Origin of the sequence: Streptosporangium sp. H16, from assembly GCF_051918855.1 — a bacterium.
In the GTDB taxonomy this organism is placed as follows: domain Bacteria; phylum Actinomycetota; class Actinomycetes; order Streptosporangiales; family Streptosporangiaceae; genus Streptosporangium.
In genome coordinates this window covers 275,965-302,186 of the sequence record NZ_JBPXMD010000010.1, presented here as the reverse complement: position 1 = coordinate 302,186, position 26,222 = coordinate 275,965, and the positions used below count along the sequence as shown (strand labels likewise).

At 70.6% G+C, this 26,222-nt stretch carries 25 protein-coding genes; 15 read left to right on the top strand and 10 right to left on the bottom strand.

Going from position 1 to position 26,222, the window contains the following annotated elements; all coding sequences use genetic code 11:
• Nucleotides 1-136 precede the first annotated feature (136 nt).
• Nucleotides 137-274 carry a hypothetical protein gene (locus ACTOQ2_RS19555; RefSeq protein WP_440101103.1) on the top strand — a complete coding sequence of 46 codons (138 nt, stop codon included), beginning with the start codon at nt 137-139 and terminating at the stop codon, nt 272-274.
• Between the two features lie 268 nt (nt 275-542).
• Complete coding sequence (locus ACTOQ2_RS19550; RefSeq protein WP_440101101.1) at nt 543-833, top strand: hypothetical protein; 291 nt, start codon at nt 543-545, stop codon at nt 831-833.
• 275 nt (nt 834-1,108) lie between these two features.
• On the opposite strand, the gene ACTOQ2_RS19545 is transcribed toward ACTOQ2_RS19550, so the two are convergent.
• From ACTOQ2_RS19545 to ACTOQ2_RS19535, 3 genes are all read right to left on the bottom strand, one after another.
• Entirely contained in the window at nt 1,109-2,095 is a 987-nt protein-coding gene (locus tag ACTOQ2_RS19545) for a zinc-dependent alcohol dehydrogenase family protein (RefSeq protein WP_440101100.1), read from the bottom strand.
• Nucleotides 2,096-2,176: 81 nt separating this feature from the next.
• Nucleotides 2,177-2,773, bottom strand: coding sequence for a TetR/AcrR family transcriptional regulator (locus tag ACTOQ2_RS19540; RefSeq protein WP_440101098.1), 597 nt, complete (start codon nt 2,771-2,773; stop codon nt 2,177-2,179).
• 220 nt (nt 2,774-2,993) lie between these two features.
• On the bottom strand, nt 2,994-3,533 hold the full coding sequence (locus ACTOQ2_RS19535) for a hypothetical protein (protein WP_440101096.1): 540 nt from the start codon (nt 3,531-3,533) through the stop codon (nt 2,994-2,996).
• Nucleotides 3,534-3,822: 289 nt separating this feature from the next.
• Between ACTOQ2_RS19535 and ACTOQ2_RS19530 the strand changes: the two genes are divergently transcribed.
• The 3 genes from ACTOQ2_RS19530 to ACTOQ2_RS19520 all read left to right on the top strand — a co-directional run bounded on the left by ACTOQ2_RS19530 (nt 3,823) and on the right by ACTOQ2_RS19520 (nt 5,662).
• Nucleotides 3,823-4,818, top strand: coding sequence for a zinc-dependent alcohol dehydrogenase family protein (locus ACTOQ2_RS19530; RefSeq protein WP_440101094.1), 996 nt, complete (start codon nt 3,823-3,825; stop codon nt 4,816-4,818).
• Nucleotides 4,819-4,932: 114 nt separating this feature from the next.
• Entirely contained in the window at nt 4,933-5,283 is a 351-nt protein-coding gene (locus tag ACTOQ2_RS19525; RefSeq protein ID WP_440101092.1) for an ArsR/SmtB family transcription factor, read from the top strand.
• A gap of 178 nt (nt 5,284-5,461) precedes the next feature.
• Nucleotides 5,462-5,662, top strand: coding sequence for a hypothetical protein (locus ACTOQ2_RS19520; protein ID WP_440101090.1), 201 nt, complete (start codon nt 5,462-5,464; stop codon nt 5,660-5,662).
• 387 nt (nt 5,663-6,049) lie between these two features.
• On the opposite strand, the gene ACTOQ2_RS19515 is transcribed toward ACTOQ2_RS19520, so the two are convergent.
• Both ACTOQ2_RS19515 and ACTOQ2_RS19510 read right to left on the bottom strand, forming a co-directional pair.
• The gene (locus ACTOQ2_RS19515) at nt 6,050-6,667 is read right to left on the bottom strand and encodes a lamin tail domain-containing protein (protein WP_440101119.1); all 618 of its coding nucleotides are present in this window, start codon (nt 6,665-6,667) and stop codon (nt 6,050-6,052) included.
• Nucleotides 6,668-6,791: 124 nt separating this feature from the next.
• Nucleotides 6,792-7,991 (bottom strand): MFS transporter, encoded by a 1,200-nt coding sequence (locus tag ACTOQ2_RS19510; protein ID WP_440101088.1) that lies wholly within the window; start codon nt 7,989-7,991, stop codon nt 6,792-6,794.
• 191 nt (nt 7,992-8,182) lie between these two features.
• Between ACTOQ2_RS19510 and ACTOQ2_RS19505 the strand changes: the two genes are divergently transcribed.
• Entirely contained in the window at nt 8,183-9,097 is a 915-nt protein-coding gene (locus ACTOQ2_RS19505; RefSeq protein ID WP_440101086.1) for a LysR family transcriptional regulator, read from the top strand.
• A 17-nt stretch (nt 9,098-9,114) separates the two neighbouring features.
• On the opposite strand, the gene ACTOQ2_RS19500 is transcribed toward ACTOQ2_RS19505, so the two are convergent.
• Complete coding sequence (locus tag ACTOQ2_RS19500) at nt 9,115-10,077, bottom strand: NBR1-Ig-like domain-containing protein (protein ID WP_440101084.1); 963 nt, start codon at nt 10,075-10,077, stop codon at nt 9,115-9,117.
• A gap of 546 nt (nt 10,078-10,623) precedes the next feature.
• On the opposite strand from ACTOQ2_RS19500, the gene ACTOQ2_RS19495 reads away from it, so the two are divergent.
• From ACTOQ2_RS19495 to ACTOQ2_RS19465, 7 genes are all read left to right on the top strand, one after another.
• Entirely contained in the window at nt 10,624-12,705 is a 2,082-nt protein-coding gene (locus tag ACTOQ2_RS19495) for a BTAD domain-containing putative transcriptional regulator (protein WP_440101082.1), read from the top strand.
• A gap of 143 nt (nt 12,706-12,848) precedes the next feature.
• Nucleotides 12,849-13,409, top strand: coding sequence for an NADPH-dependent FMN reductase (locus tag ACTOQ2_RS19490; protein WP_440101081.1), 561 nt, complete (start codon nt 12,849-12,851; stop codon nt 13,407-13,409).
• Nucleotides 13,410-13,521: 112 nt separating this feature from the next.
• Entirely contained in the window at nt 13,522-14,604 is a 1,083-nt protein-coding gene (locus ACTOQ2_RS19485) for a CE1758 family FMN-dependent luciferase-like monooxygenase (RefSeq protein WP_440101118.1), read from the top strand.
• On the top strand, nt 14,601-15,215 hold the full coding sequence (locus ACTOQ2_RS19480) for an FMN reductase (protein ID WP_440101079.1): 615 nt from the start codon (nt 14,601-14,603) through the stop codon (nt 15,213-15,215). The genes ACTOQ2_RS19485 and ACTOQ2_RS19480 overlap by 4 nt, the downstream gene beginning before the upstream one ends.
• Before the next feature lie 276 nt (nt 15,216-15,491).
• Nucleotides 15,492-16,820 carry a sensor histidine kinase gene (locus tag ACTOQ2_RS19475; protein ID WP_440101077.1) on the top strand — a complete coding sequence of 443 codons (1,329 nt, stop codon included), beginning with the start codon at nt 15,492-15,494 and terminating at the stop codon, nt 16,818-16,820.
• Nucleotides 16,821-17,091: 271 nt separating this feature from the next.
• Complete coding sequence (locus ACTOQ2_RS19470; protein WP_440101076.1) at nt 17,092-17,961, top strand: alpha/beta hydrolase family protein; 870 nt, start codon at nt 17,092-17,094, stop codon at nt 17,959-17,961.
• A 157-nt stretch (nt 17,962-18,118) separates the two neighbouring features.
• Nucleotides 18,119-19,519, top strand: coding sequence for a carboxylesterase/lipase family protein (locus ACTOQ2_RS19465; protein ID WP_440101074.1), 1,401 nt, complete (start codon nt 18,119-18,121; stop codon nt 19,517-19,519).
• A gap of 49 nt (nt 19,520-19,568) precedes the next feature.
• On the opposite strand, the gene ACTOQ2_RS19460 is transcribed toward ACTOQ2_RS19465, so the two are convergent.
• On the bottom strand, nt 19,569-20,681 hold the full coding sequence (locus ACTOQ2_RS19460) for a PucR family transcriptional regulator (protein ID WP_440101072.1): 1,113 nt from the start codon (nt 20,679-20,681) through the stop codon (nt 19,569-19,571).
• 217 nt (nt 20,682-20,898) lie between these two features.
• Between ACTOQ2_RS19460 and ACTOQ2_RS19455 the strand changes: the two genes are divergently transcribed.
• Complete coding sequence (locus ACTOQ2_RS19455; protein WP_440101070.1) at nt 20,899-21,153, top strand: hypothetical protein; 255 nt, start codon at nt 20,899-20,901, stop codon at nt 21,151-21,153.
• A 263-nt stretch (nt 21,154-21,416) separates the two neighbouring features.
• A complete protein-coding gene (locus tag ACTOQ2_RS19450; protein ID WP_440101068.1) occupies nt 21,417-23,468 on the top strand; it encodes a glycosyl hydrolase family 28-related protein in 2,052 nt (683 codons plus the stop codon).
• A 175-nt stretch (nt 23,469-23,643) separates the two neighbouring features.
• Here the strand turns inward: ACTOQ2_RS19450 and ACTOQ2_RS19445 are convergent, their stop codons facing one another.
• From ACTOQ2_RS19445 to ACTOQ2_RS19435, 3 genes are all read right to left on the bottom strand, one after another.
• Nucleotides 23,644-24,405, bottom strand: a complete 762-nt coding sequence (locus ACTOQ2_RS19445; RefSeq protein ID WP_440101066.1) for an ABC transporter permease — start codon at nt 24,403-24,405, stop codon at nt 23,644-23,646.
• A 37-nt stretch (nt 24,406-24,442) separates the two neighbouring features.
• Entirely contained in the window at nt 24,443-25,453 is a 1,011-nt protein-coding gene (locus ACTOQ2_RS19440; protein WP_440101064.1) for an ATP-binding cassette domain-containing protein, read from the bottom strand.
• A 304-nt stretch (nt 25,454-25,757) separates the two neighbouring features.
• The gene (locus ACTOQ2_RS19435; RefSeq protein ID WP_440064375.1) at nt 25,758-26,213 is read right to left on the bottom strand and encodes a DoxX family protein; all 456 of its coding nucleotides are present in this window, start codon (nt 26,211-26,213) and stop codon (nt 25,758-25,760) included.
• Nucleotides 26,214-26,222: the final 9 nt, after the last annotated feature.

Genomic DNA, 26,222 nt, shown 5'->3' with positions numbered 1-26,222 from the left:
TTATCTCGAAACCATCATCGGATGATCCGGGAAGGTACACCCCTCCCCGGCAGATCCACAGGTTTCGATCATTGCTCCGCGACACGATCCGGAGAAGGCGAGGCGATCAGTCACCACGCCGACCGGGGAGGACGACATGTCGAACGCGAAGATCATCGACAAGGATCAACGCATCGAGGTTGACGAGAATAGCCCGTTCTGGCCGCTGATCGAGGAGCTTCAAACTGCTTCCCCTCATAGTGATTCCACGGCCACGGATTCCGAGAAGGAGTGATCGGGTCGGCTGCGCGCGACCGCCGGCCCCGGAGAGGTCATGGAATGATCATGCTCCAGGTGGTTGTTGATCGAGAGATTCTGTACATCACCCACGTGCGACACATCCTCACCGCCGCAGGCGCCGGCCTCATACGCCACAGGCCTCGTCGAGGCCGTGAGTCTGGTCGTCCAGGCGCCCGGGAACGCCGAGGTCGGCAACGTCGTCCTGCGAAGACGGGGCTAGGGAGGACGCTGAAAGATTTCCACACCGGCCGCATGCTTCTCACATGGCCGCCGAACGGGGCGGGCCCGACAAGAGAAGCGGACGATCAAACATGAGCATGAAGGCGCATTCGGTCGGCAGCCAGGGCTTGGTGACCTCGATCGAGGGACTCGGCACGATGGGCATGACCGCGATGTACGGCACTCCCGACGACGCGGAGGACGTGCAGTGCGATTTCGTGCTCAGCTCCACCACCGGGCACCGCTTGGTGATCTTCCGGCCCCAGCCCGGGTCGGCCACCGCGGAGAATTTCGAGTTTCTGGACGTCCTCGGCCGGCAGTCCTTCGAAGGCTGACCACCATTGGCGGGCCATCTCGCCTGCGGTACCGCGAACGCACCACGTCATGGGAAGTGCGAGAGCCGGTCGTGCTCTTCGACTCCGCGATTCCCGGCGCTGAGTCGGAGCCCGGCGATCGGCTCGTCATCGATCTCGATCCTGGGGGAGTACAGGGTCCGGGCCACCTGTACGAAGGACGAGGACGACTGGATGATCTTCTTGTGAGAGAGCCCGACGCTCTCGGCGCCCTTCCATGCCCCAATGACACACCCTCAGGGAAACCGAAGCCGAGCTCACTCCTCGATGTCGATGACCACCTTGCCCCTGGCGGTGCCGCTCTCCACCACGGCGTGCGCGTCGGGGACGGTGGCGAGGGTGAAGTGCCGGGTGTCGAGCAGGGGCTTCAACGCCCCCGAGTCGGCCAGGGAAGCCGCTTCGCGAAGGATCTCCCCGTGGTGCTCTCGTCCTCGGCCGGTCAGCATCGGCAGCAGGGTGAAGACGCCGGAGTAGGTGGCGCCCCGGAACGACAGGGGTGCGAGGCTGTGGCTCCCCCAGCCCAGAGCGCTGAGAACATGGCCGGTGTAGGTGCGTACCGCGGTGAACGAGGCGTCGAGGGTCGCTCCGCCGACGGTGTCGTAGACGATGTCGAAGCCCTCGCCATCGGTGTGCCGGGCGACGTACTCGTCCACCGATGTGGTGGTGTAGTCGATCGCGGTGGCGCCGAGGTCTTCGATGCTCTTCAGGCTCTGAGGCGATCCGGTCGCGTAGACCTCGGCGCCGCGAGCGCGGGCGATCTGGACGGCCACGTGTCCGATGCCGCCGGCACCGCCGTGGATCAGTACCTTCTGGCCCGCGCGCACCTGCGCCCGGTCCACCAGGCCTTCCCACGCGGTGATGACGACGAGCGGCAGCGCCGCGGCCTGCCGCATGCTCAGGGACCGCGGCTTGTGCGCGAGCAGCCTGGCGTCCACGGCGACGTACTCCGCGAGCGAGCCCTGGAGGTCGCCCACCCCGCCGGTCAACCCGTACACCTCGTCGCCGGGGGCGAGGCCGATGACCTCCGCGCCGGCCTCCTCCACCACACCGGCCAGGTCCATGCCGAGCACGGCCGGCAGGCGGCTCTTGGCGTGGCCGGCCTTCCCGGCCCGGATCTTGGTGTCCAGCGGGTTGACCCCGCTCGCCTTGACCTTCACCAGCACCTGGCCCGAGCCGGGAACAGGTTTGTCGATCTCGCTCAGGACCAGGGGGGTGTCGAACTGCTCAAGTACCACCGCGCGCATGGTGCCGCCTCGTTTCGTGTGTCGTCGATGAGCCGATGGAGTGTGATCGGGCCGTGGGTGCCGTTCAGGCCCGAAGGCAGGTCATTGGTCCGCGCCTGCGTGGCGGCCGGTGTGGGCGGCGACGAGCCGGACGGCCATGTCCTTCGCGTCGTCCACGACCGTGCGGTCCTGGAGGAGCCGGCCGGACGAGAGAGCGCCGTCGATGAGGAGTCCGATGTGGCGGGCGAGCGCCCGCGGGTCGTCGGCTCCGGCCTTCGAGCCGAGCTCGGTCAGCCAGTCCTGGCGGCGTCGCACGTGCTGGACGGTGATCGCTCGTGCTTCCGAGTCCAGAGGGGCTTCGACGCCGGCGCTGACGAACGGGCAGCCGAAGAAGCCGTGTCTGTCGAAGGCGTCCTGGAGCGCGTCGAAGAGTCCCACGAGCTGGTCGCCGGCCGCGTCACCGGCGCGCTCCGCGGCGGCTTGCAGCTGCGCCATCCAGGAGTCGTCGGTCCTGCGCAGATAGGCCGCGACGAGGTCGTCCTTCGTGCGGAAGTGCACGTACAGCGTGGACTTCGCGACACCCGATTCGGCGATGACCTGATCGATGCCGACTCCTCGCAGCCCGTGGGCGTAGAACAGCTCGGCCGCCGTGGCGAGGATCTTCTCTACCGTGTTCGTCTTTCTCGTCTTCGTCGCCATGATCTGCCTCCTTAATCGAACAGACTAGTACGTTCGATTAAAGAGGCAGATCCGGGGGCCTTCTTGCGGCGCTCCTGCGTCCGGTCTCTCGCCACTGACGCCGTCCGAGCCCGCTCACGCCGCGACGCGCCGCAGCGGGGGCCGTCCTCCACCGTTCGCGGGAAGAGCCGGGTGGAACCGAGGGGACGGGCGCCCCAGTGCCTGCCGACCGTGCCGGGCCTCAGGACGGAGAAATCAGCTCGCGGGCCTCGTCGTCGGTGGGATGCCGGGCGCTGAGCACGGCGTCCCGGAGGACCTCCCGGGGTACGGCATCGGAGGACTGGACGCCGACCAGGACGCCGCCGTCCTGCCGGACGTACCCCTGGAGCCCGCACGGGCATCCCCATCTCGGCTCCGGGATCCGACCGGTGAGGTACCGGAGCCCAGGGCGTTCCAAGACACACCGAGGATGCTCGTCGAATCCGAAAGGCGGACGGAGGAACGTCTTCGCGTATTTCGCCGTGGCGGGCTCGCCGTACGCGGCGGTGAGCACGATGGTGTGGTCCTGCCAGACCTTGACCACTCTTTGGTCCACCGGTTCGAAGAACGCGCTCACCCCCGAGGTGTCGCGAGTGGCCCGGTAACCCGGGATGTGCGCGACGTAAAGCAGGTCGCGCACCGGGTCGAGGCGGGCGGCGAAGGTCTCTGCCTTCACCTCCTTGTCGGCACGCTGTTCCCCGACGGCGTGCATTCCGGTGACCACCAGTGCCGTGGTCACCACGACAGAACCGAAGGCGATCGCGCGCCGGGAGGGTGCGGGCCGGCCTGTCCCCGGTCGATCGCGGACGGGCCGGCAGCGAACACCATCTGATCACGGAGGCCACCGGTATCCCGCCCGCGGTGGTCCCGGCCGGCGCCGACCGCAACGGCTCCATCCGGCTTATTTCGATCGTCGTCGTAGTTTGACTGTCATCGATATTTAGTGGTTTGCTGAGGTCGGCGCCCGGAGGAGGGGTCCTCGGCGAGCGCGATACCGACATCCACCCCCCAGGACAGGGAGTTCATAAGCCATGCCCAAAGCAGTGCTGTTCGACGGTTTCGGCGGACCTGAGGTCCTTCGCGTACGCGAGGTCGAGATCGCCGATCCGAGCTCCGGCGAGCTGCGGATCCGCGTCGACGCGATCGGCCTGAACCGAGCCGAGATCATGTTCCGTACCGGCGCCTACTTCGACAAGCCGAACTTCCCCGGCTCCGGCCTCGGGTATGAGGCCGCAGGCGTCGTGGAAGCCGTCGGACCCGGCGTCACCGGCTTCACCGTCGGCGACACCGTCGGCGTCGTCCCCGCCTTCCAGCAGTCCCGTTACGGCACCTACGGCGATCACGTGATCGTCCCGGCCGCCGCGACCGTCCACCGCCCTGCCTCCGTCCCGGCCGAGCGGGCGGCCGCGGTGTGGATGGCCTACCTCACCGTGTACGGCGCGCTCGTCGAGGACGGCTTCACCCGCCCCGGCGACCACGTTCTGATCACCGCCGCGTCCTCCAGCGTCGGGATCGCCGCGATCCAGACCGCCCGCCACATCGGCGCGATCCCCATCGCCACCACCCGCACCGCCGCCAAGAAGCGGCAACTTCTGGACGCCGGGGCCGCGCACGTCATCGTCACCGACGACGAGGACCTGGTCACCGCGGTCAAGGAGTTCACCGGCGGCTCAGGGGTGAGGCTCGCATTCGACCCGATCGCCGGTCCGGGCGTCGAGGAGATCGCCTGGGGCATCGCCCCCGGAGGCCGCCTGGTCGTCTACGGCAAGCTCGACCCCCGCCCCACCCCGCTCCCGAACGCCCAGAGCTACCCCGCCCTGACCACCCGCACCTACACCCTGTTCGAGGTCACCACCGACCCCCAGCGCCTGGCCCGCGGCGTCGCGTTCGTCAACGCCGGACTGACCTCCGGCAGCCTGAACCCGCTCATCGACCGCGTCTTCGACCTGGAGGACATCGCCGAAGCCCACCAGCACATGGAGACCAACACCCAGATCGGCAAGATCGTGGTCACCGTCCGGCACTGAGTCCACCGTCCGGCACTGAGTCCACCGTCCGGCACTGGGTCCACCGGCCCGGCACGCCACACCGCTTCGACGTCGTAGCATGGCGTGCCGGCCGACCCGAGGGGAGGAGATCACGTGGCCCGCCCGAAGACCGCTTCCCGCACCGTGGACAACCCTCCCGTCACGGATGTCACGCTCCAGCAGGTCCTGGACGCCGTCGCCGACCCCATCCGCCGCTCGGTCATCGCCCAGCTCGCCGGGGCGGGTCACGATCTCATCTGCGGAGCCATCGACCTGCCCGTCTCCCGCTCCACCGCCACCCACCACTTCAACGTCCTGCGGGAAGCCGGCATCATCCGCCAGCACTACCAGGGCACCACCAAGATGAACGGCCTGCGTGAGGACCTCGACGAACGCTTCCCCGGCCTCCTGCCCGCCATCATCGACTCCTGCGTCCGCGAGAACACCCAGGCCGTGCCCGCCTGACCGGCCGGTGTACGAGAAATCCCAGACGGGGTCCATAAGCGTTTCTGCCGGATTCGGACTCTCCTTTGATGTACGGCCTTCCGGATCGCGTCCTCGGCGACTTGCCGGGCCCGGGCCGCCTCGCAGGTCACCCCAGCCGCTCACGGACGAACGCGCGGTGCCGTCGGGCGCCAGGCCGATGAAGGTCGCCGCAGCCGCCGAGGTGGGCGGGGCGGTGTTGAAGATCAGGTCCGCGCCGCCGTCCCAGGCTTTGAGTGCCTCGGCCGGGCCGGAGTCCTGGGTGGCGATGAACCGCTCGGCGCCCATCTCCCTTGCCGTCGCCTCACCCCGGTTCGACCAGCCGATGACGGCTACGCGGGCTCCCACGGCGACGGTTTGACGCGCTCCCCGGCCTTCAGGCCGGGGAGCGCGTCAAGAGACCTTCACGCTCCCCAGCGATCAGGACCAGGCGCTGGAGACCTACCACGCCGAGCCCGGTTCGACGTCGGAGGAGGCACTACGCCTGCTGGCGAGCCGTGCTGGTAGTTCACCGTGACGCGGTCTTGAGCTCCGCCGGTCGCGGGAGGGGTGCCTTCGGTGATCTGCCCGTTGCTCGGGGTGGCCGGTGCCGCCGGCGTCAGCCGGGCCTGGGCCGCGTCGGGGTCGGCGTCGGGGTCAGGGTCGGGGTCGGCCAGGACGGTCATGCTCGCGGGCCAGGCTGATCGTCCACAGGCGGACAGGACGAAGCCCCCGCTCCGAAGAGCGAGGGCGTCGTCACGCTGTACGGCTACAGGCAGTTGACCCATTCGACCCGGGAACTGTTGTACGAGCAGGAATCGACGAGCTTACCGGACGGGTTGTGGACGTATCCCGTGTCCGAGGTCTGGTTCCAGATGTACGCGAACGTCCCTCCGGCGCGCCCCCAGTAACGGTTCCTGGCGTCGTCCTTACCCTTGCCCGTCCGCACGGTGACGGTCTTTCCGGCGCCGAGGGTGAACGCGCCGAACCGGTAGATGTGATCCGTTCGGTTGGTTTTGTCGCGAAGCGTCCATCCGCTGAGGTTGATGGCTTTCCTGGTGGTGTTCTTGATCTGCGCCCATTCACCGTTCAGGCTGCTGTTCGCCCCGAAGTCCGGCGACCCCGGAGAGTTGTAGTAGATCTTCACGATCTGGATCGTCGGCAGCGCGGCGGCCTGCGCCGGCGCGACGGGGACGAGCGCCACGGCCAAAGCGGCAGCGGACAGGGCCAAGGGAATGGAACGCACCATTGAATCCTCAAGCTGGAAGAAGCGGGCAGTGATGAGACGGCTGGCCCAGGCGCGCGGTTGGCCGGTAAACACCGTTTTGTTGGAGGTTCTGGCGCTCCACGAGGGCAGGGGCCAGGCCTCCGCTGGAGGTACCGTCATGTTCACGGCGTCACGCGGGTGCCGGTTCAACCAAGGCGGAACGCGAGGTGCTCCAAACGGGACAGGCGAATAGTGCGGGTGTTCATTCTCAGACAGGTGCTCCATCTGGAACAGCTGAAGGCGATTACTGCGAATGCGGCGACTTCGTGGAGGCGGCGACCGCGGCGAGGGCACCCACGGAGAGTGCGACGGCGAAGCCGATCATCGTGGGATGCAGTCCGAGGTGCTTCGAGACGACGCTGAAGGCGATCGAGGGTAGGCCCATGCCCAGGTAGGCGATGACGAAGAACACGGCCAGCACGCCCGCGCGGGACGTGGGCCGGGCGGCATCGGCGCTCTGGCCGACCGATGCCTTGAACAGCAGTCCCGCGCCCGCTCCCGCGATCGCGGCCGCGGTGAGGTAGAGCCACAGAGTGGGGTGGAAGAGTGCCACCGCCGTCAGCGTGAGTCCGGCCGGGAAGAGCACCACCCCGCTCACCAGCATCCGCCCGGGCGACAGGTGTCTGAGGGCGATCTGCGCGACGGCGGAGGCGGCGAAGACCGAGAACGGCGCCAGCCCGGCGACCAGGGGCGAGGAGATGCCCAGGACCTCGTGGACGACGACGGCCCCCAGCGAGGAGAAGAAGCCCATCACGGCGAACGAGAAGAAGCCGGTGCTCGCGGCCGCTGCGAATCGCCTGCCGCCACCGGGTCGCAGGGCGAAACGGGCAGGGACCTCGGAGGCGGCGCCGCGGTCGATGGTCTCGGGACTGCGCAGCACCAGGATCACGAGCACCAGCGCCGCCGCGGCGAACAGTGCGAAGGGGGTGACCAGCGGCGACGGCGCCCATTGGGCGAGCACGCCGGCGGCCAGCGGCCCGAGCGCCAGTCCCCCCAGGTTGGCCACGGCCGCGACGAGCCCGGGCGTCGCCGACCCGGGCTGTTCCGGGTGCGCCTGCTGGTAGAGATCACTGAGGTAGGCCGTCGCGGTCGAGGCCATGAGCCCCACGGCCAGTCCGGTCAGGACCCGGCCGGTGAGCAGGCCCGCGACCGAGGGCCACAGCACCAGGACCAGTGATGCCGCCACCAGGGTCAGCAACGCCGGAACGACGACGCGGCGGCGACCCAGACGGTCCGACAGATGCCCGAAGAGGAGGAAACCCGCTGCCGCGCCCACGACCATCGCCGCGAAGGCGATGGTGACGACGGTGGAGCCGAAATCGTCACGCTCGGCGAACAGCGGCCACAGCGGGGTCGGAAGGGTGCCGAAGGCCATCAGCACGGTGAACGCGGCCGCGACGAACCAGAAGCCCCGGGCGTGCGCGGCCCGCGTGGCACGTTCCACACCTCGTGGGCGTTCTTGGACGGCCGTGAGGGGCGTCATGGACATGGATCTCCGCTCGGGTGGACTGAACCAAGCGGCCGCCTTCGTGAACGGCCGCACCCTTGGCTCAACCGCGGAAGCCGTTCCGGCCATTTCCACTCTGACACAGCTGAATCAGATGCTGACCATCTCCATCGGAGATGATAGTACTCATGGAGCTGCGTCATCTGCGGCATTTCGTCGCCCTCGCCGAGGAACTGAACTTCACCAGGGCCGCCGCCCGGGAGCTGATCGTCCAGTCCGGCCTCTCGTCCTCCGTGCGCGCGCTGGAGCGTGAGGTCGGCGCGCAACTGTTCGTGCGCGGCATCCGCCCCGTACGCCTGACGGCGGAGGGGCTGGCCCTGCTGCCCGCGGCCAGGCACACCCTCGAAGCGGCGTCCGCGGCACGGCAGGCGGTACACGACGTGCGCGGGCTGCTGACCGGATCGCTCCGGATCGGCACCTACCCGGTCGACATGCGGCTGCTGCCGCTTCCCGTCTGGCTCGCCGATTTCTCCCGTGCCCATCCGGGCCTGGAGATCACGGTCAAGCAGGCCGGAGGATTGACCATGGCCCGCATGGTGGCTGAGGGAGAGCTGGACTGCTCCCTGCTCGACCCACTGCCCGCAAAGGTGCCGGGCCTGCGGGTCCTCCCTCTGGCCACCGAAACGCTCATGGTGGCCTGCCCCGCGGACCATCCGCTCACCTCGGAGAGGGACGTCACGCTGGAGCGCCTGAGCCGGGAACCGTTCATCGAGACCGATCCCTCCTGGACCACCCGGATACGCATCGATTCGGCGTTCGCCGCCGCCGGGCTGAGCCGGCGGATCACCTGCGAGGTGGCCGACTGGACTCTCCTGATGAACCTCGTGGGCGCCGGCCTCGGCGTGGCACTGGTCCCGCCCAGTTGCGCACGTGTCGCGGGAACGGACTCGCCGGGCGGCGGTCCCGTGGCGCTCCTGCCCCTGGCGGCAGAACCCCTGGTACGCGAGATCGCGCTCGTCCTGCCCGCGGGGCAGGCGTCATCTCCAGCCGCCCGCCGCTTCGCCGCCTACACGCAGTCGAAGGCCACCGGCCGCGCGGCCTGACGACACGGAAACGGGCCTCAGTCGACGATGACCTGGAAGTTGAGCGGCCGGCCTCCGGGGAACGCGACCCGTCCCGAACCGTCCATCATCTTGAACCGCACATAGCAGAAGCCCGGGTTCTTCGGCGCGGTGATGTCGGTCCGGATGTCGACCATCCTCCCGGGGCGCGTGTCCTTGATCGGTACGTCGGAGACGGTCCGGCATTCGTCGGGTCGCTGGGGGTCGAGGCGATGCAGTGAATATCCCTTCCACGGCACGGTCCCGGCGTTCTTGAGCCGCCACACCTTGGTCGTGGTCTGGCCGGGGTCGACGCGCGTGCAGTCGGGGAGCGTGATGTCCCCGACGAACACCGCCGAATCACCCTTGTGCGCGGGCGGGCCCCACGGAGGGTTGGTCGGGCTCACCGGGCAGTCGGCCGCCGACGGCGAGTCCTTCGACGGGCTGCTGGACGGGCTGCCGGACGGGTTCGGGCTGTGCCCGTCGGTCCCGGAGCCGCGATTGACGGTGGTCGTGATCAGGACCGCTGTCCCCATACCGACGGCCGCCGCCGCGAGCGCGGCCGCGGCCAGGTGGGTCAGCCGGAATCGCCCTCGGTCCCCCGGCGCGGGGAGGGGCGGCCGGAGGTCGCCCCTGATCTCGCCGGGCGGTGGCGGTGGCGCGGGTGCCGAGGTCTCACCGACCGGCCGTGGCGCCTGCGACCCGATGGCGACATGCACGGCGCGGCTTTCCACGGGGCCCGGGGCGGAGGCCGCGAGTCCACCGGGCGGACGGGCCACCGAGGTGCCCGCGCGGAGTGAGGGATCTCCGGCGCTCGCCGACCTGACCGCCAGGTTCGCCCTCTCCCAGCGTTCGCGATACGCGGCCGGGTCCGCGCCGCACGCCTTGGCGAACTCGACGGTGGTCTCCCAGCTCGGAAGCCGGTTCCCCTTCGTGGCTTCGTGCAACGTCGTGTGCGAGATCGCCCCCGATCGGCCAGACATTTCCCGAAAAGGTGGGTTGCCGACCGATTTACGAAGTTCTCGCAGAGCCGCCGCGAAGTCCTCGATCGTCTCCGTTCGTGCCGCCATGTCGTCCACCGGGTGAAGCTAACAGCGCCCACGGTGTTTACTCAAGCTCGAACCCGCAGTGGCGGGGGAAGTAAGGCGGCCGTACCGCCGCGCCGATCCCGCGCGGCGAGTGCCGCCCGAAACGGCGGTCAGTCCGGCGGCCACTGCGAGGAGGAGCGTGGGCCGGCGTGCGCCGCGAGGTGATCTCCCGCCTTGTCCATCTCGTGGTGTTCGCCGATCCCGCCGGGCCTCCCGACGGGCTCCCCGCCGGGGTCCCGCGGGAGCGGCCGCGCCCCGCCCGCTCCGGCGGTTCGCGTCCACCGGGGGGCGGGCGGATGATAAGCGCTGGCCAGGGCGTTCTATGGGGCTGTGTGCCGCCGGGGTGCGGCGGTGTCATCACTATTCGCATGCGAACTCACGGGAGGCGGCGTGTCCACGTACCGAGTTCATCACTCAGGTGGCCTGCAAGATGAGCACGCGGTGACCGAAGGGCTGCGCTGGGAGCTGCTCGGACCGGTCAGGGCGTGGCGCGGGGAGGTCGAGATCGACCTCGGCGCCCCTCAGCAGCGTGCGCTCCTCGGCGTCCTGCTGCTGCGCGAGGGCGCGGTGACGTCGCAGGACCAGCTGATCTCGGCGATCTGGGGCGAGGAGCCGCCGTCAGCCTCGGCGGGGATGATCCGGTCCTATGTCTCGCGGCTTCGCAGAGTCCTGGAGGACGGTTCGACGGCCGTGGTGATCGAGTCCGTGGCCGGTGGCTACGCGTTGCCGGTGACGGCCGGAGCCCTCGATCTCGCCGGCTTCCAGCAAAGGGTCAGGGCCGCTCACGACGCCCGGCGGATCGGTGACCACGAGACCGAGGCGACCGAGCTGCGCGCCGCCCTCGGGCTCTGGAAGGGCACCCCGCTGGCCGGCGTACCGGGCGGGTACCTCGAGAACGAGCGCACCCGGCTGATCGAACTCCGGTTCGCGGCGATCGAGGACCTGGCCGCCGCCGACCTCCGGCTGGGTCGGCACGCGGAGGCCTGTCCCTCGCTGGCGTCGATGGTGATCGAACAGCCCCTGCGGGAACGGCCCCGCGAACTGCTCATGCTGGCGTTGTACCGGTCGGGGCGGAAGGTGGACGCGCTCGCGCTGTTCCAGGAGACGCAGCGGTTGCTGGCCGACGAGCTGGGCCTCGATCCGGGGCCGGGGCTGCGGGAGATGCAGCGGCGGATCCTGGCCTCGGACCCCTCGCTGGACACCCCGGGGCGGGCAGGGCCGGCGGTGGCCGGGTCGCGGCACGCCGGGGCCGGGGCGATCGAGACCCCCAGATCACTGCCGCCCGACCTGCCGGAGTTCACCGGAAGGTCCGGCGAGGTGCGCCGGCTGGCCGGGATGCTGGAGGCCTCCGACACGCAGGTGCCGGTGATCGGTATCGCCGGGCTTCCCGGCATCGGCAAGACCACTTTGGCGGTCCACCTCGGGCACAGGCTGGCCGGCGAGTTCCCGGACGGCCAGTTCTTCGTCGACCTGGGCGCGTCGGGGGACCCTCTCGCGGTCCTGCTGCGCGCGGCCGGGGTCGAGGCACCACCGGAGTCCTCCGGTGAGCGTGCCGCGCTCTGGCGGTCGCTGACCATCGGCCGCCGGTCGCTGGTGGTGCTGGACGACGCGCGCGACGCGGACCAGGTGCGGCCGCTCCTGCCCGGCGCCGGCGGGGCGGCGGTCGTCATCACCGCCCAGCGGCGGCTGTTCGGGCTGTCCCACGCGCGCTGGACCAAGCTCGACCCGTTCTCGGAGCCGGAGGCACGCGCGTTGCTGGAGCGGATGCTGGGCGCGGCACGGATCCGGGCGGAACCCGGCGAGGCCCGTCGCCTGTACGAGTTCACCGCGGGACTGCCGCAGGTGGTCCACACGGTCGGGGCCCGCCTGGCGTCGCGGCCGGACTGGAGCCTGGCGACCGCGGTGAGAAGGCTGGGTGTCCGCGGTCACCACCCGGAGTGGGGGTTCGAGGAGTGCGGGGTGATCGAGGGCAGGTACGAGTCCGCGGTGCGCGCCCTGCCCCGGAACCAGATCCGGGCGCTCCGGCTCCTGGCCGTGTCACAGGCGGCCGACTTCTCGCTGAGCGCGGCGACGGCCGTGCTCGATCTGGCGCCGCACAAGACCGAGAGCTTGCTGGAGTCGCTCGCCGATATTCACCTCGTGGAGACCGCCGGCGAGCGCTACCGCTTCCACAACCCGATTCGCAAGTACGCCCGCTCCCGGGCGTTGCACGAGGAGGGCGAGGCCGCCTGCCACGCCGCGCTGGCCAGACTGACGCGGTTCTACGCGGCCACGCTGCGCAACGCCCTGCTGGCCGCCGACCCAGGCCTCTCCCCCGGCCTCGCCCCCGAAGAGGCCGGGGGAGAGACCGGGCTGGAGTTCGACGGTGCCGGGACGGCCCGGGCCTGGATGCGGGACGAGTGGGAGAACCTGCGGGAGACCGCCGCGCAGGCCGCCGGGATCGGCGAGGCACCGGCACGGTGGCTGGCCGACATGATCGGTCAGGCGGGCCTGGGAGAGCCCGGCCGCCGTCAAGCCGGGTAGGCGGATCCCGCCCGCCGGGAGGGGGCGGCCGCCCCTGCACAAAACGTGAACAAAAAATGCACGCCGAGGTACCAGGCTCAGAGCCGGCGCGGAATCTCCGTCGCCGGCGCGGGATGTCCGCGCGCAACCTCTGAGAGGACCTCATGCCCAAGATCGCGATCATCATCGGAAGCACCCGTCCCGGCCGTGTCGGCGAGTCCGTGGCCAGGTGGGTGCTCGACATCGCCGGACGGCGCGGTGACGCCGAGTTCGAGCTGGTCGACATCGCCGACTTCAAGCTGCCGCACCTGGACGAGGAGCTCCCGCCGTCGATCGGTCGCTACAGCAGGCCGCACACGCTGGCCTGGGCGGAGAAGATCGCGTCGTTCGACGGTTTCGTCTTCGTCACGCCCGAGTACAACCACTCCACCTCCGGCGCGCTGAAGAACGCCATCGACTTCCTGTTCGCGGAGTGGAACGACAAGGCGGCCGGCTTCGTCAGCTACGGCGCCGTCGGCGGCGCCCGCGCCGTCGAGCACCTGCGCCTGGTGATGGCCGAGCTGAAGGTCGCCACCGTGCGCGCCCAGGTCGCGCTGTCGCTGGCGACGGACTTCAAGAACTACACCGAGTTCGCCCCCGCCGAGTACCACGTCGCGGGGGTCAACGCGATGCTCGACCAGGTCGTCTCCTGGAGCAACGCCCTCGCGACGGTCAGGGCGGCGTGATCCGAGGCACCTCGACGGGAGCCGCGGTGTTCCCGGCCGGCCGGCACCGCCTGGGGAGCGGTGCCGCACCGGGGATCGATCAATAACGAATGCCGAAACAACGGGGATGAAGATGCAAATCGGGATCTTCGGGGTGGGGGACGTGGTCGGTGACCCGGTCACCGGCCGCCCCGTCACGGAGCGCGAGCGGATCAAGGCGGTACTGGAGTACGCCGAGCTGGCCGAGCAGGTCGGCCTCGACGTCTTCGCGATCGGCGAGCACCACAACCCGCCGTTCATGCCCTCGTCGCCGACCACGATCCTGGGCCACGTCGCCGCCCGGACGAACCGGATCATCCTGTCGACCTCGACCACGCTGATCACCACCAACGACCCGGTGAAGATCGCCGAGGACTACGCGATGCTGCAGCACCTGGCCGACGGCCGGGTCGACCTGATGATGGGCCGGGGCAACACCGGGCCGGTCTACCCCTGGTTCGGCAAGGACATCCGGGACGGGATCGCCCTCGCCGTCGAGAACTACGCGCTGCTGCGCAGGCTCTGGCGGGAGGAGGTCGTCGACTGGGAGGGCCGGTTCCGTACGCCGCTGCAGGGATTCACCTCGACGCCGCGGCCGCTGGACGGCGTGGCGCCGTTCGTCTGGCACGGCTCGATCCGCAGCCCCGAGATCGCCGAACAGGCCGCGTACTACGGTGACGGGTTCTTCCACAACAACGTGCTCTGGCCGAAGCGGCACGTCCGGCAGATGGTCGGGCTGTACCGCCGGCGGTTCGAGCACTACGGCCACGGCCCTGCGGACCAGGCGATCGTCGGTCTCGCCGCCCAGCTGTACGTCCGCAAGAACTCCCAGGACGCGATCCGCGAGTTCCGCCCGTACTACGACGCCTCGCCGGTCTACGGCGGCGGGCCGTCGCTGGAGGAGACGGCGCGGGACACCGCCCTGCTGGTCGGCAGCCCGCAGCAGGTGATCGAGCGGACGATGGAGTTCCGGGAGTTCGCCGGCGGCGACTACCAGCGGCAGCTCTTCAACGTCGACGCGCTGGGGGTGCCGCGCGCGGTCGTGCTGGAGCAGATCGAACAGCTCGGGGAGATCGCCCAGGTGCTCAGGAAGGAGTTCGCCGCCGACCGGCCCGCGCACGTGCCGGACGCCCCCACGCACGCCTCCCTGAAGGCGGCGAAGGAGGCCGGAGGTTGAAGCGCACCATCGCGGTGGTGGCCGCCGGCCTGCGGCAACCCTCGTCCACGCGGCTGCTCGCCGACCGGCTGGCCTCCGCGACGCGACGCGAGCTGGAACGGCTCGGCGCGGAGGTGGATCTCGAGACGATCGAGGTACGTGACCACGGCCACGACCTGGTCAACAACCTGATCGTCGGATATCCGTCGGAAGAGCTGGAGCGGGTGCTCCGGAAGGTCGCCCGAGCCGACGGGCTGATCGCGGTGACGCCGACCTTCACCACGTCGTACAACGGGCTGTTCAAGATGTTCGTCGACGTGCTCGACGACACCGCGCTGATCGGCAAACCCGTGCTGATCGCCGCGACCGGCGGCACGGCGAGGCACTCGCTGGTGCTCGAACACGGGCTGCGGCCGCTCTTCTCCTACCTGCGGGCCGTGGTCGTCCCGACCGGGGTCTTCGCCGGTCCCGAGGACTGGGGCGCCGCCGAGGGCACCGAGGAGCCCCTGGCGAGGCGGGTCGATCGAGCGGCCGCCGAACTCGCCCGCGAGGTCGACCGCCGCGGCCCGACCGCCTCCGACGACCCCTTCGAGTCCCCGGCGCCCTTCAGCAGCCTGCTTCCTCCCTCGTAGCCGACCGCGACCTGCTCCCCACGTGATCGGCCGCACGTCCGCCTCCGCCCCCGACGAAGGTGAGACGGGCTCTCCGCTCCGCCGCCCGGTGGGCGTTTACGGCCCGGGAGGGCGCGGGAGACGGCCCTCCGGGTGCCGCTCGGGCGCCATCGGAGGCCGATACGCACCCCCCTCACAGGGCTGGGTGGCCCATATGGTCCACTGGCCAGGGGGAACCGGAGGATGAGCACAGGACGGCGAAGCTCGATCACAACCCGCATCACTCTGTTCACGGGTGTGGTGGCGCTTCTGCTGTGCTCGCTGGTGGCGACGATGCTCATGTTCTCGATCAACCATTTCGTCACCGATTCCCTCATCAAGGAGATCACCGCCGCCGGCGGCCGCGTGGCCGTGCAAATAGAGCGGAACCGTCTGGAGTACCCCCTGGCGCAGCGCCGGTCCCGCAACCTGCAGGTCGTCGACTCGAAGGGCAAGGTCATCGCCTCGACCCCGAGGCTGTACGGCAAACCGCCCATGGCGACGTTCACCCCCGACGGCACGAACGTCTCCACCTCCGTCGTGTGCGGCGGTGACTTCCTTATCGGCGAATGCGACCTCGTGGTCGCGCAGTGGGCCCATCGGGGGGGAGAGAGGTTGGTCGTCTACAGCGCCTCTCCCACGGTTCCCCCGCTGGTCGATCCGTGGCTGGCCACGGCGGTCATCGGGGGCATGGCGGTGCTCGCCGGCACCATCACCTACATCGGCCACCGGATCGTCACCGTGTCCCTCAAGCCGGTGACCGCCGTTCGCACCGAACTCGACGAGATCAACGCGAACTCCCTCGATCGCCGGGTGCCCGTATCACCCGGCGATGACGAGATCCACGAGCTGGCCGACAGCGTCAACCGCACGCTGGCCCGCTTGGAGGGCGCCATGGAACGTCAGCGGCAGTTCACCGCCGACGCCTCCCACGAGCTGCGCACCCCCCTCGCGGGGCTTCGCGCCCAGCTGGAGGAGGCTCGGCTGCACCCCGGTGAGACCGACCTGAACGAGCTGCTGGCGCACTCGCTGTCCGACCTCGACCGGCTGGAGTCGATCATCACTGACCTGCTCCTGCTGGCCAAGATCGAGTGCAGCCCGCCCCAGCTTCGGGAAAGGATCGATCTGGCGACGCTGGTACGGGCGGAGGTCTCGCGGCGGGCGGACCCGCAGAAGGTGCGACTCGTACTCGCTCCGGAAGTGCCCGTCGACGCCGTGCACAGCCAGATCGGCCGCGCCGTCACCAACCTGCTGGACAACGCCGAGCGGCACGCCAGGGAAACGGTGGCCGTCGAGGTGCGGGCGAACGGCGACGGCGCCGAGGTCATCGTCGACGACGACGGGGAAGGCATCGCCGAGACCGACCGGGGACGGATCTTCGAACGGTTCGCCCGGCTGGACGCGGCCCGCAGCCGCGACCGCGGAGGCACGGGCCTGGGCCTCGCCATCGCCCGTAGCATCGCCCACGCCCACGACGGGACGCTCCAGGTCGGAACCTCACCCTTCGGAGGCGCACGCTTCGTCCTGCGCCTGCACAAGGCACCACCGGATGGCGACGCCACGGAACGGACTCGCGACTCCTCGTAGCCGAGCCGTCTGATCCGTCCACGTCCGGCCACGCCCCCGAGCCGGCCCGCGCCGCCGGAGGCCTCCGCCCGGCCGGGTCCCGGCCCGCCGGACGTGAGCGGGAGGCGTCTCCCGCCCGTTCCCGCGGCGGTCGGAACATCACACAAACTCCCGCGTCGGTGATTGCCGCGATTGCGCAGAGACGGCCGTCGATTCCTCCTTCAGGATGTGCGATCAAACAAGGTGTGAGCCGGACGAAACCTCCGGTTCACCGTGGCGTCAGGAGTTCGCCGTGCTGTGGAGAAAGCTGCTCGTCCCGCTGACCTCGATCGTCCTCGTCCTCGTCCTGTCCGCCCCGGCCGGCGTGGGCGCCGCCTCGGCGTCCGCCGCCCCCGCCGCCGGCGCCGCGTCGGCCGCCGGCTTCGGCGCCCTCGGCCCCTACGCCACCGCCGTGGAGATCGGGGCGGTGAACACCCTGTACTACCCGCGTGACATCGCACAGAGCGACCGCCGCCATCCGGTGATCGTGTGGGGCAACGGCACCTTCGCCTTCCCGGTCGTCTACCGGGATCTGCTGCTGCACTGGGCCAGCCACGGCTTCGTCGTCGCCGCCGCCAACACCCCGCAGTCCAACCTCGGCATCTCCATGCGCGCCGGCATCGACCTGCTCACCCGCAGGAACGCCGACCCGAGCAGCGTCTTCCACAACCGCGTCGACCTGGAGCGCATCGGCGCGTCCGGCCACTCCCAGGGCGGCGCGGCCGCCATCGTCGTCGGCGCGGACCCGCGCGTGGACACCATCCTGCCCATCCAGCCCGGACCGCTGGCCAACATCAACGCCGTACACGGCCCGGCGCTCCTGCTGGCCGGCCAGCGCGACAGCATCGTCCTTCCCGCCCTGGTGAGGGCCTTCTACAACGCCGCCGACCACATCCCGGCCATCTACGGCGAGCTGCGCGGGGCCGACCACTTCACCGTGGTGGGCGGGGCCGGGCCGTTCGCCGCGCCGACGACCGCCTGGTTCCGCCTGCACCTCATGGACGACCAGGCGGCCCGTACCCAGTTCTTCGGCCCCGGTTGCGGCATCTGCGCCGACACCCGCACCTGGTCCGACGTCCGTCGCAACGCCCGGGCCACCCAGATCCCCGCCACCGCTCCCTGACCCGGCCTGGAAGATCGCTCCCGCCGCGACCCGCGGCGCCCGATCCCCGTCGTACCCGCCCCTGGCCCCGTCGTACCCGCCCCTGGCCCCGTCGTACCCGCCCCTGGCCCCGCCACGGCCAGGGGCGGCCCGCCGGCCACCCATCGAAAGGACCGAGATGGACATCATCGCGACCACCCGGCACGGCAAGGTCCGGGGCCGCGTCCAGGACGGGATCGCGACCTTCCTCGGCGTCCCCTACGCCTCCCCGCCCTTCGGCGCCCGCCGTTTCCTCGCCCCGGCCCCCGTCGAGCCCTGGGAGGGGGTGCGTGACGCGCTGGAGTACGGGCCGACCGCCCCCAAGAGGCCCTACCGGCCGCCTCTCGACCGGCTGATTCCCGATCCGGACATCCCCGGCGACGAGTGTCTCAACCTCAACGTCTGGACTCCGGCCGACGGTGAGGACCGGCTGCCGGTGATGGTCTGGATCCACGGGGGCTCGATGCGCAACGGCTCGGCGAGCCTGCCGCTCTACGACGGGCGGGCCTTCGCGCGCGACGGCGTGGTCCTCGTCTCGATCAACTACCGGCTCGGGGTCGAGGGGTTCGGCGTCTTCCCCGACGCACCCGACAACCGCGGCCTGCTCGACCAGATCGCGGCCCTGACCTGGGTCAGGGAGAACATCGCCGCCTTCGGCGGGGACCCGGGCAACGTCACCGTGTGCGGGGAGTCCGCCGGAGCCATCGCCATCGCGGCCCTGATGACCAGCCCGCGCGCGGCCGGCCTGTTCCACCGGGCGATCCTGCAGAGCGGCCCGCCGCACACGGTGCCGCGCGGCGAGGGCGCGAAGATCGTGAGATCGATGGCGAGGGCGCTGCGGGTGCCGGCCACGGCCGAGGCGTTCGCGGCGGTGGATCGCGAGCGACTGCTGGACGTGCAGGCCGTGGTGGTCGGCAGGGCCGACCCCATCGGCGGCGGGCCCGGCTTCCACATCGTGGTCGACGGCGACGTGGTGCCCGCCGACCCCCCGCCCTTTGAGGTCGACCTGCTGCTGGGCTCCAACCGGGAGGAGTACCGGCTGTGGTTCGTGCCGGACGGGACGGTGGACCGGATCAGCGGTCTCACCCTGCGGCTGGCGCTGCTGAGGTTCCGGATCCCGGGCCGGGTGGCGCGGCTGTACCGGGCCGCCCGGCCGGGGGCCCGGCCCGGGGAGATCCTCGGCGAGATGGCCACCGACCTGCTGCTGCGCGGCCCGCTCAACCGGCTCGCCGACTCCCGGCCGTCCCGGACGTTCGTCTACGAGTTCGCCTGGCGTTCGCCCGTCATGGGGCTCGGCGCGTGCCACGCGCTGGAGATCGGTTTCGTCTTCGACACCCTGCGCGCCGGCGAGGAACTGACCGGGCCCGGCGCCCCCCAGCCGCTCGCCGACGCCATGCACCGCGCCTGGGTGGCCTTCGCCACCTCGGGAGACCCCGGCTGGGTCGCCTGGGACGCGCGCCGGCCCGTCATGGTCTTCGACCATCCCGGCACGGGCGTGGTCCTCGCGCCGCGGGAGGAGGAACTGAGTGTGTGGCTCTAGGCTCGCCGTGCGAGCCGTGCGAGCCGGACGAGCCGGACGGACCGGCGAACTAGGCGAGATCCCTGGAGATGAGCGCCGCCTGCAGCAACCGCGCCTCGGCGGGGACCGCCAGGTCCAGCCCGGTCAGCGCGCGCACCCGGTGCAACCGGTAGTCCAGGGTGTTGCGGTGGATGCACAGCTCCAACGCGGTCTGGCGGCGGTTGTATCCGCGGTCGACGAACACGCGCAACGTCTCCAGCAGGTACGGATGCTCCTCCAGCGGGTCGAGCTTGGCCGCCAGTCGGACCAGCCCGTCACCCGGGCGCGCGAGCTGGTACTCCAGCAGCACGTCGTCGAGGCGATAGAACCCGGGCGGGCGGCCGAGCCGCTGGACGAGTTCCAGCACGCGGCCCGCCTCCTCCGCCGCCGCCGGGATGGCCGCCGGTCCGGCGGCCGGGGCGGCGGCGGCGAGAACGGGCCCTCCCACCTCCTCCGCGAGCCTGGCCACCAGGCCCGGCAGGTCGGACCCGCCGGGCAGCAGCGCGATCCCGGCGACATGGTCCATCAGCACCGGGATGCCCGTATGGGCGTCGAGGGAGGACTGCACCAACCTGGCCGGCGGGTTCGACGCGAACGCGAACGCCACCACCTCGTGCTCGCCGGCCACCACGACCCGCGCCGCCTCGGCCGGTTCCTCGTACGGCCGGCCGGCCAGCAGAGCGGTCAGCAGGGCCCGCCGTATCCGCTTGTCCTCGCTGTGGATGTCCTCCTGGGCGTGCAGGTGGGCGAGCACGACGGCGGGCATGGCCGCGCGCAGGCAGGCGAGCAGGCTCGCACCCGCCCCGGCCAGTTCCCCGGGCTCCGCGACCTCGGTCAATGCCTGCCACCACACGTCGGCGCCGATCAGATAGGCGGCGATCACCGCCTCCAGGGGCACGCGTTCCTCGGCCCGGCGCGCCGACCACTCGATGAGCCGGGTCAGGTCACCCGGGCCCATCGCGCCCTCGTCACGCAGTCCCCGCAGCAGCAGGCCGTGCACCGCCACGATCGACCGGGTCACCTCGCCGTCGAGGGTCTGGCGCGGCAGCGCCCCGTAGAACGGCACCTCCGCCGAGCAACGCGCGACCACGGCCGCGGTGAGGTCACCGGCCAGGGAGGCCATCCGGGCGTGGAGATCGGGCATCGGCGAATCGTCACATCGCCCGAACCCCGCCGTCAACGCGTCACAGCCGATCTTGGAGGCGTGGGCCGGGCGATACCCTGGAGCGGGTGGCAACGCCCACGGCCCCGCGGCCCCTCGGCGGTCGCGCGCCCGGCCCGGTTCCGGGGCCGGCCACGGATCTGAGGTCCAGTACCCGACCCTGCGGGTCGGGTACTGGACGCCGGAGTCGAGCCGGTATGTGGACGTCGACGGCAGGGTCCTGCCCCCGCCGGACGGCGGCGACCGCGTGGCGACACGCGTCGACCACGACGGTGCCCCGCTCGCGCTGCTGGTGCACGATCCGGTGCTGCTGGACGACCCCGAGCTGGTCGAGGCCGCCTGCGCCGCGGCCGCGCTGGCCCTGTCGAACGAGCGGCGGCCGTCTGGACCGTGTCGCTCTGCACGTACATCACGCGTGGAGCCTTCGCGGACGGAGCAAACCACCTCGCCCTGATCATTCCCAGCGTCGTGGCCGCCGGGCTGCTGGCGGTCAGCGCGAGACACCGCAATGACACACGACAAGCGCTGCAAGAACCTAAGAGGTATCCGCAGCTATAAGGCAAGATTACGAAACTATTTCGCAGGAGCCTTGTGGAACGAGGCATCGGAGTCCTACTGTCACCTCACCCTCGTGGCGTTCGCTCCGCCCCGAGTGCCTTCAGGTGTTCACCCCCCGACAGAAACGAGCATCCGATGTCACGGAGCATCACAGGAGCTGTGGCGAGATGGACCGGCAGGCCACCGCGAAGGGCGCCGGTGGTGGTCGCGGCGGTGGTCGCGGCCTCCGTCGGTCTCGGCGTCGGTCTCGGCGTCGTGCCCGGCGCCCCGGCCCTCGCCGGCACGGGCGGGGCACCGGCTCCCGTGGTGACGCGCGCCGCCCTCGACCCGTCGCTCGTCGCGGGCCGGGGCGCCGACGTCGCCTTCGCCGAGCAGGAGGCGGAGAACGCCACGACGAACGGCACGGTCATCGGCCCGGACCGCGCCGCGTACACGCTGGCGGGGGAGGCGTCCGGCCGCAGGGCGGTCAGGCTGACGCCGGGCCGGCACGTCGAGTTCACGCTGCCGAAGACGGCCAACGCGATCACCGTGCGCTACAGCATTCCGGACGCCCCCGACGGGGGCGGCATCACCGCGCCGCTCGACGTCACGGTGAACGGCAAGGGCAGGAGGGTGATGACCCTCACGTCGCAGTACTCGTGGCTGTACAACCAGTATCCGTTCACGAACGACCCGAACGCCGACCTGCTGCACCCCGACTGGTGGATCACCGAGTGCGCCTGCGTGCCCAGCGCCACGACACCCGCCCCGACGATCACCAAGCCGTTCCGCCCGACCCACTTCTACGACGAGCAGCGTCTCCTGCTCGGCAGGACGTACCGCGCGGGTGACAAGGTGCGGCTCACGGTCCCGGCCGGGAGCAACGCGGCGTGGACGGTCATCGACCTGCTCGACTCGGAGCTCGTCGGCGCGCCGCACGTCAGGCTCGTCGCGGCGAACGTGCTGGCGTTCGGCGCCGACCCGCTCGGCCGGCGCGACTCCGCCGACGCGATCGACAGGGCGATCGCCTTCGCCAAGCGCAACCGCCTCAAGGTCTACATCCCGCCGGGCGTCTACCAGGTGAACCGCCACATCATCGTCGACAACGTGACGATCGAGGGCGCCGGCAACTGGTACACGATCATCAAGGGCAAGGAGGTCACCCTCCCCGCCCCGGCCCCCGACGGCTCGGTGCACACCGGTGTCGGCTTCTACGGCAAGGACGCGGCGGACGGCGGCAGCAGGAACGTGCACCTGTCCGGCTTCGCGATCGAGGGTGACGTCCGCGAGCGCATCGACACCGACCAGGTGAACGGCATCGGCGGGGCGCTGAGCGACTCGACCGTCGACGGCCTCCACATCCACCGCACCAAGGTGGGCATGTGGTTCGACGGGCCGATGAGGAACCTGAAGATCACGAACAACATCATCGTTGACCAGATCGCCGACGCCCTCAACTTCCACGGCGGCGTCACGGACTCGGTCGTGTCGAACAACTTCACCCGCAACACCGGCGACGACGGCCTCGCCCTATGGTCCGAGAAGATCGCCAACGCCCGCAACACGTTCGACCGCAACACCGTGCAGACGCCGACCCTCGCGAACGGCATCGCCGTCTACGGCGGCACGGACAACACCGTCTCGAACAACCTCGTCGCCGACCCGATCCGCGAGGGCAGCGGCATCCACGTCGGCTCCCGCTTCGGCGCCGAGGCGTTCGCCGGAAAACTGTCGATCAAGGACAACACCACGGTCCGGGCCGGCACGTACGAGCTGAACTGGAACATCGGCCTGGGGGCCATCTGGCTCTACGCGCTCGACAAGAACATCGAGGCGGACATCCAGGTGGTCGGCAACCACTTCCTCGACAACACCTACAACGCGATCATGCTGGTCAGCGACTGGGGCGTGAAGGACCTCTACTCGATCACGAACGTCCACTTCAAGGACATCAGGGTCGACGGCACCGGCACCTCCGTGGTCAGCGCCCGGGTGAAGGGGTCGGCCTCCTTCGAGAACGTGGACGCCCGCAACGTCGGCGCGGTCGGCGTCAACAACTGCGGCTCGTTCAACTTCCCGCCCACCGGTTCCGAGTTCTCGCTGACGGACCTCGGCGGCAACGACGGGGGCGGCACCACCGGAGCCTGGCTCGCCCCGTGGATGCTGCCGAACACCATCACCTGCGACGACCGTCCGCCGGTCGTCGCGCCGCCGGCGCCGTCCCCGTGGTGATTCCGCGGTGATCCTTCGCCACGGCGCGTCTCCGACGTCGTCCACCTGATCGGCCGGTCGCCCGGGATCCCCCGGGCGGCCAGCCGTTCCCGGTACCCCGCCGAGGTACGCGTCTCCACGACGGGCGGCCCGACACCTCGGCGACCCGGTGGGCCGGTGACCGGTCAACGGAGCGTCAGACGCCGCGGCGCATCGCCCTGGTGCCGATCACCAGGCCCACCGCGGCGACGGCGCAGGCGCAGAGCGTCCCGTACAGCACCGACGGGTCCGCGAAACGGCCGGAGAACAGCGCCCGCTCCGCCTCGACGACGTAGGAGACCGGGTTCAGCGCGGCGACGGCCCGGAGCCACCCCGGGCCGGAGTCCACCGGCAGCAGCACCCCCGACAGCAGCATCAGCGGGAACACCACCAGCTGGGTGACCCCGTAGAACAGATCACCGCCCGGGCTGGACGCGATCGCGAGGGCGAAGGAGAGCGCGCCCAGGCCGATCCCGAACACGGTCAGCACCGCCAGGCCGGCCGGCACGCCCGCGAGGTGCGGGCGGAATCCCAGAGGCACCGCGAGGGCGATGATCAGCGCGGCCTGGGCCAGCAGGATGGCGAACTCCTTCATCGTCCGGCCGATCAGCATCGCCGTGCGGTTCAGCGGGGTGACCAGCATGCGCTCCATCGAGCCGCCGATCAGATCGATCAGCAGGGAGTATCCGGCCATCATCGGCCCGGACAGGCACATCATGATCAGAATGCCGGGCACGAACCACTGCCACGGCGAGCCCTGGCCCTCGAAGTTTCCCGTTCCTCCGAGGAGCGGGCCGAACAGGAACAGGAAGAGCAGCGGCTGGCCCATGGTGAAGAGGAGCCCGAGGGGTTCGCGCACCACGGGGGCGAACTCGCGGGAGAAGACGGTTGCGGTGTCACGGAAGAACTGCACGCTCACGATGTGGCCTTTCTGGCCGGTGGGGGGAGGGGGACGGTCAGACACCGCTCGTGCCGTTCGAGGGCTCGCCGGTCTCGGCAGGGGGCTCGCCGGTCTCGTCGCTCTCGCGCAGGCTGCGGCCGGTCAGCGCGAGGAAGACGTCGTCCAGCGTGGGACGGGCGGTCTCGGCGGTGGCGACCTTCACCCCGGACGACTCCAGCGACCGGAGATACTCCGGCAGTGCCGCGCCCGCGTTGGGCACCCGCAGCCGCACTGTCGTCCCGTCGACGGTGACCGCGCCGGGACCGGCGATCCGCCCGGCGATCCCGGCGGCCCTCGCCGCCCCCGGCTCGTCGTGGAGGGTGATCGTGACGCGGTCACCGGCCAGGTCGCTTTTCAGCCGCTCGGCCGTCCCGTCGGCGATGATCCGGCCGTGGTCGATGATGACCACCCGCTCGGCCATGCTGTCGGCCTCCTCCAGGTAGTGAGTGGTCAGGAAGAGGGTCGTGCCGTGCAGCTCGCGCAGCCGCAGGATGTGCCCCCAGATGTCGGCGCGGCTCTGCGGGTCGAGACCGGTCGAGGGCTCGTCCAGGAACAGCAGCTCGGGCCGGTGGACGAGCCCCAGGGCGATATCGAGGCGGCGGCGCTGGCCGCCGGACAGGGTGCCGGGCTTGCGGGCGGCCAGCGGCTCCAGGTCCAGCAGGCCGAGGATCTCGTCGGCCCGCCGGCGCGCCTCCGGCGGGCGGAGGCCGTAGCAGCGCGCCTGGGTCACCAGCTCGTCGCGGACGCGGAAGTTCTCGCCCGAGCCGCTCTTCTGGCCGACGTACCCGATGCGGGCGCGAACCCCGGCCGGGTCCGACACGACGTCGCGGCCCGCGACGATCGCGGTTCCCGACGTCGGCGGGAGCAGGGAGGTCAGCATCCGCAGGCTGGTGGACTTCCCCGCACCGTTGGGGCCGAGAAAGGCCACCAGCTGGCCCGCCTCCACATCGATGTCGAGGCCGCGTACGGCGTCGACGCTTCCCTTTCTCACCTTGAATCGCCGGGTCAGCCCTCGGGCATGGATCATCGTCCCCTCCTCGGGGTGGGCGCGGGCGGTGGGTGGCATGCCGAATGAACCCCTGGTCGGGGGCTCGGTCGGAGATGCTCCATCCTTGACCGGGCGATCCGCGTTTGGCAAACGTGAAACGTGTGTTCACGTTCTGCCTGACCTGCGGAAACGCGCCCTCACGCGGCGTGCCGCACGGCCTTGCCGATCTTCGCCCCGAGCCGGTCCAGGCGCCCTGACGTGGGCTTTTCGCGAATCCCGCAGAAGAGATGAAAAAGATGCGGATTTCCGCCGTGAGCCAGCCGGACCCCGTGCGTTCCGGCGGTCAGTTTCCCCCGGAACGCACGGCGACATGGGCGGGACCGGGCTCCGGGGAGTCCTCCCGGTGGCGCTGGAGCAGGCTGTCGAGCGCCCACGGGCCCGCGCCCAGTACGGCGATGAGCAGGAACGACCAGCAGAACATCGCCGAAGGCTCACCGCCGTTGCGCAGCGGCAGGAGCTCCTGCGGCAGGTGCACCACGAAGAACGCGTACGCCATCGAACCGGACGCGAGGATCGCGGCCGGACGGGTGAGGAGGCCGGCGAGGACGAGACCGCCGCAGAGCACCTGGACGAGCGCGGCCCACCAGCCGGGCCAGACCGCGAAATCGACGGCCCGGCCGGTGGCGGGGTTACCGCCGAAGACGCCGAACATCGACGCCACGCCGTGGCAGAGGAAAAGGAAGCCCGTCACCATGCGGAAGAGCGAGAGCACCGGCCCGCCGAATCGGTCGATCTTCATCGATTCACC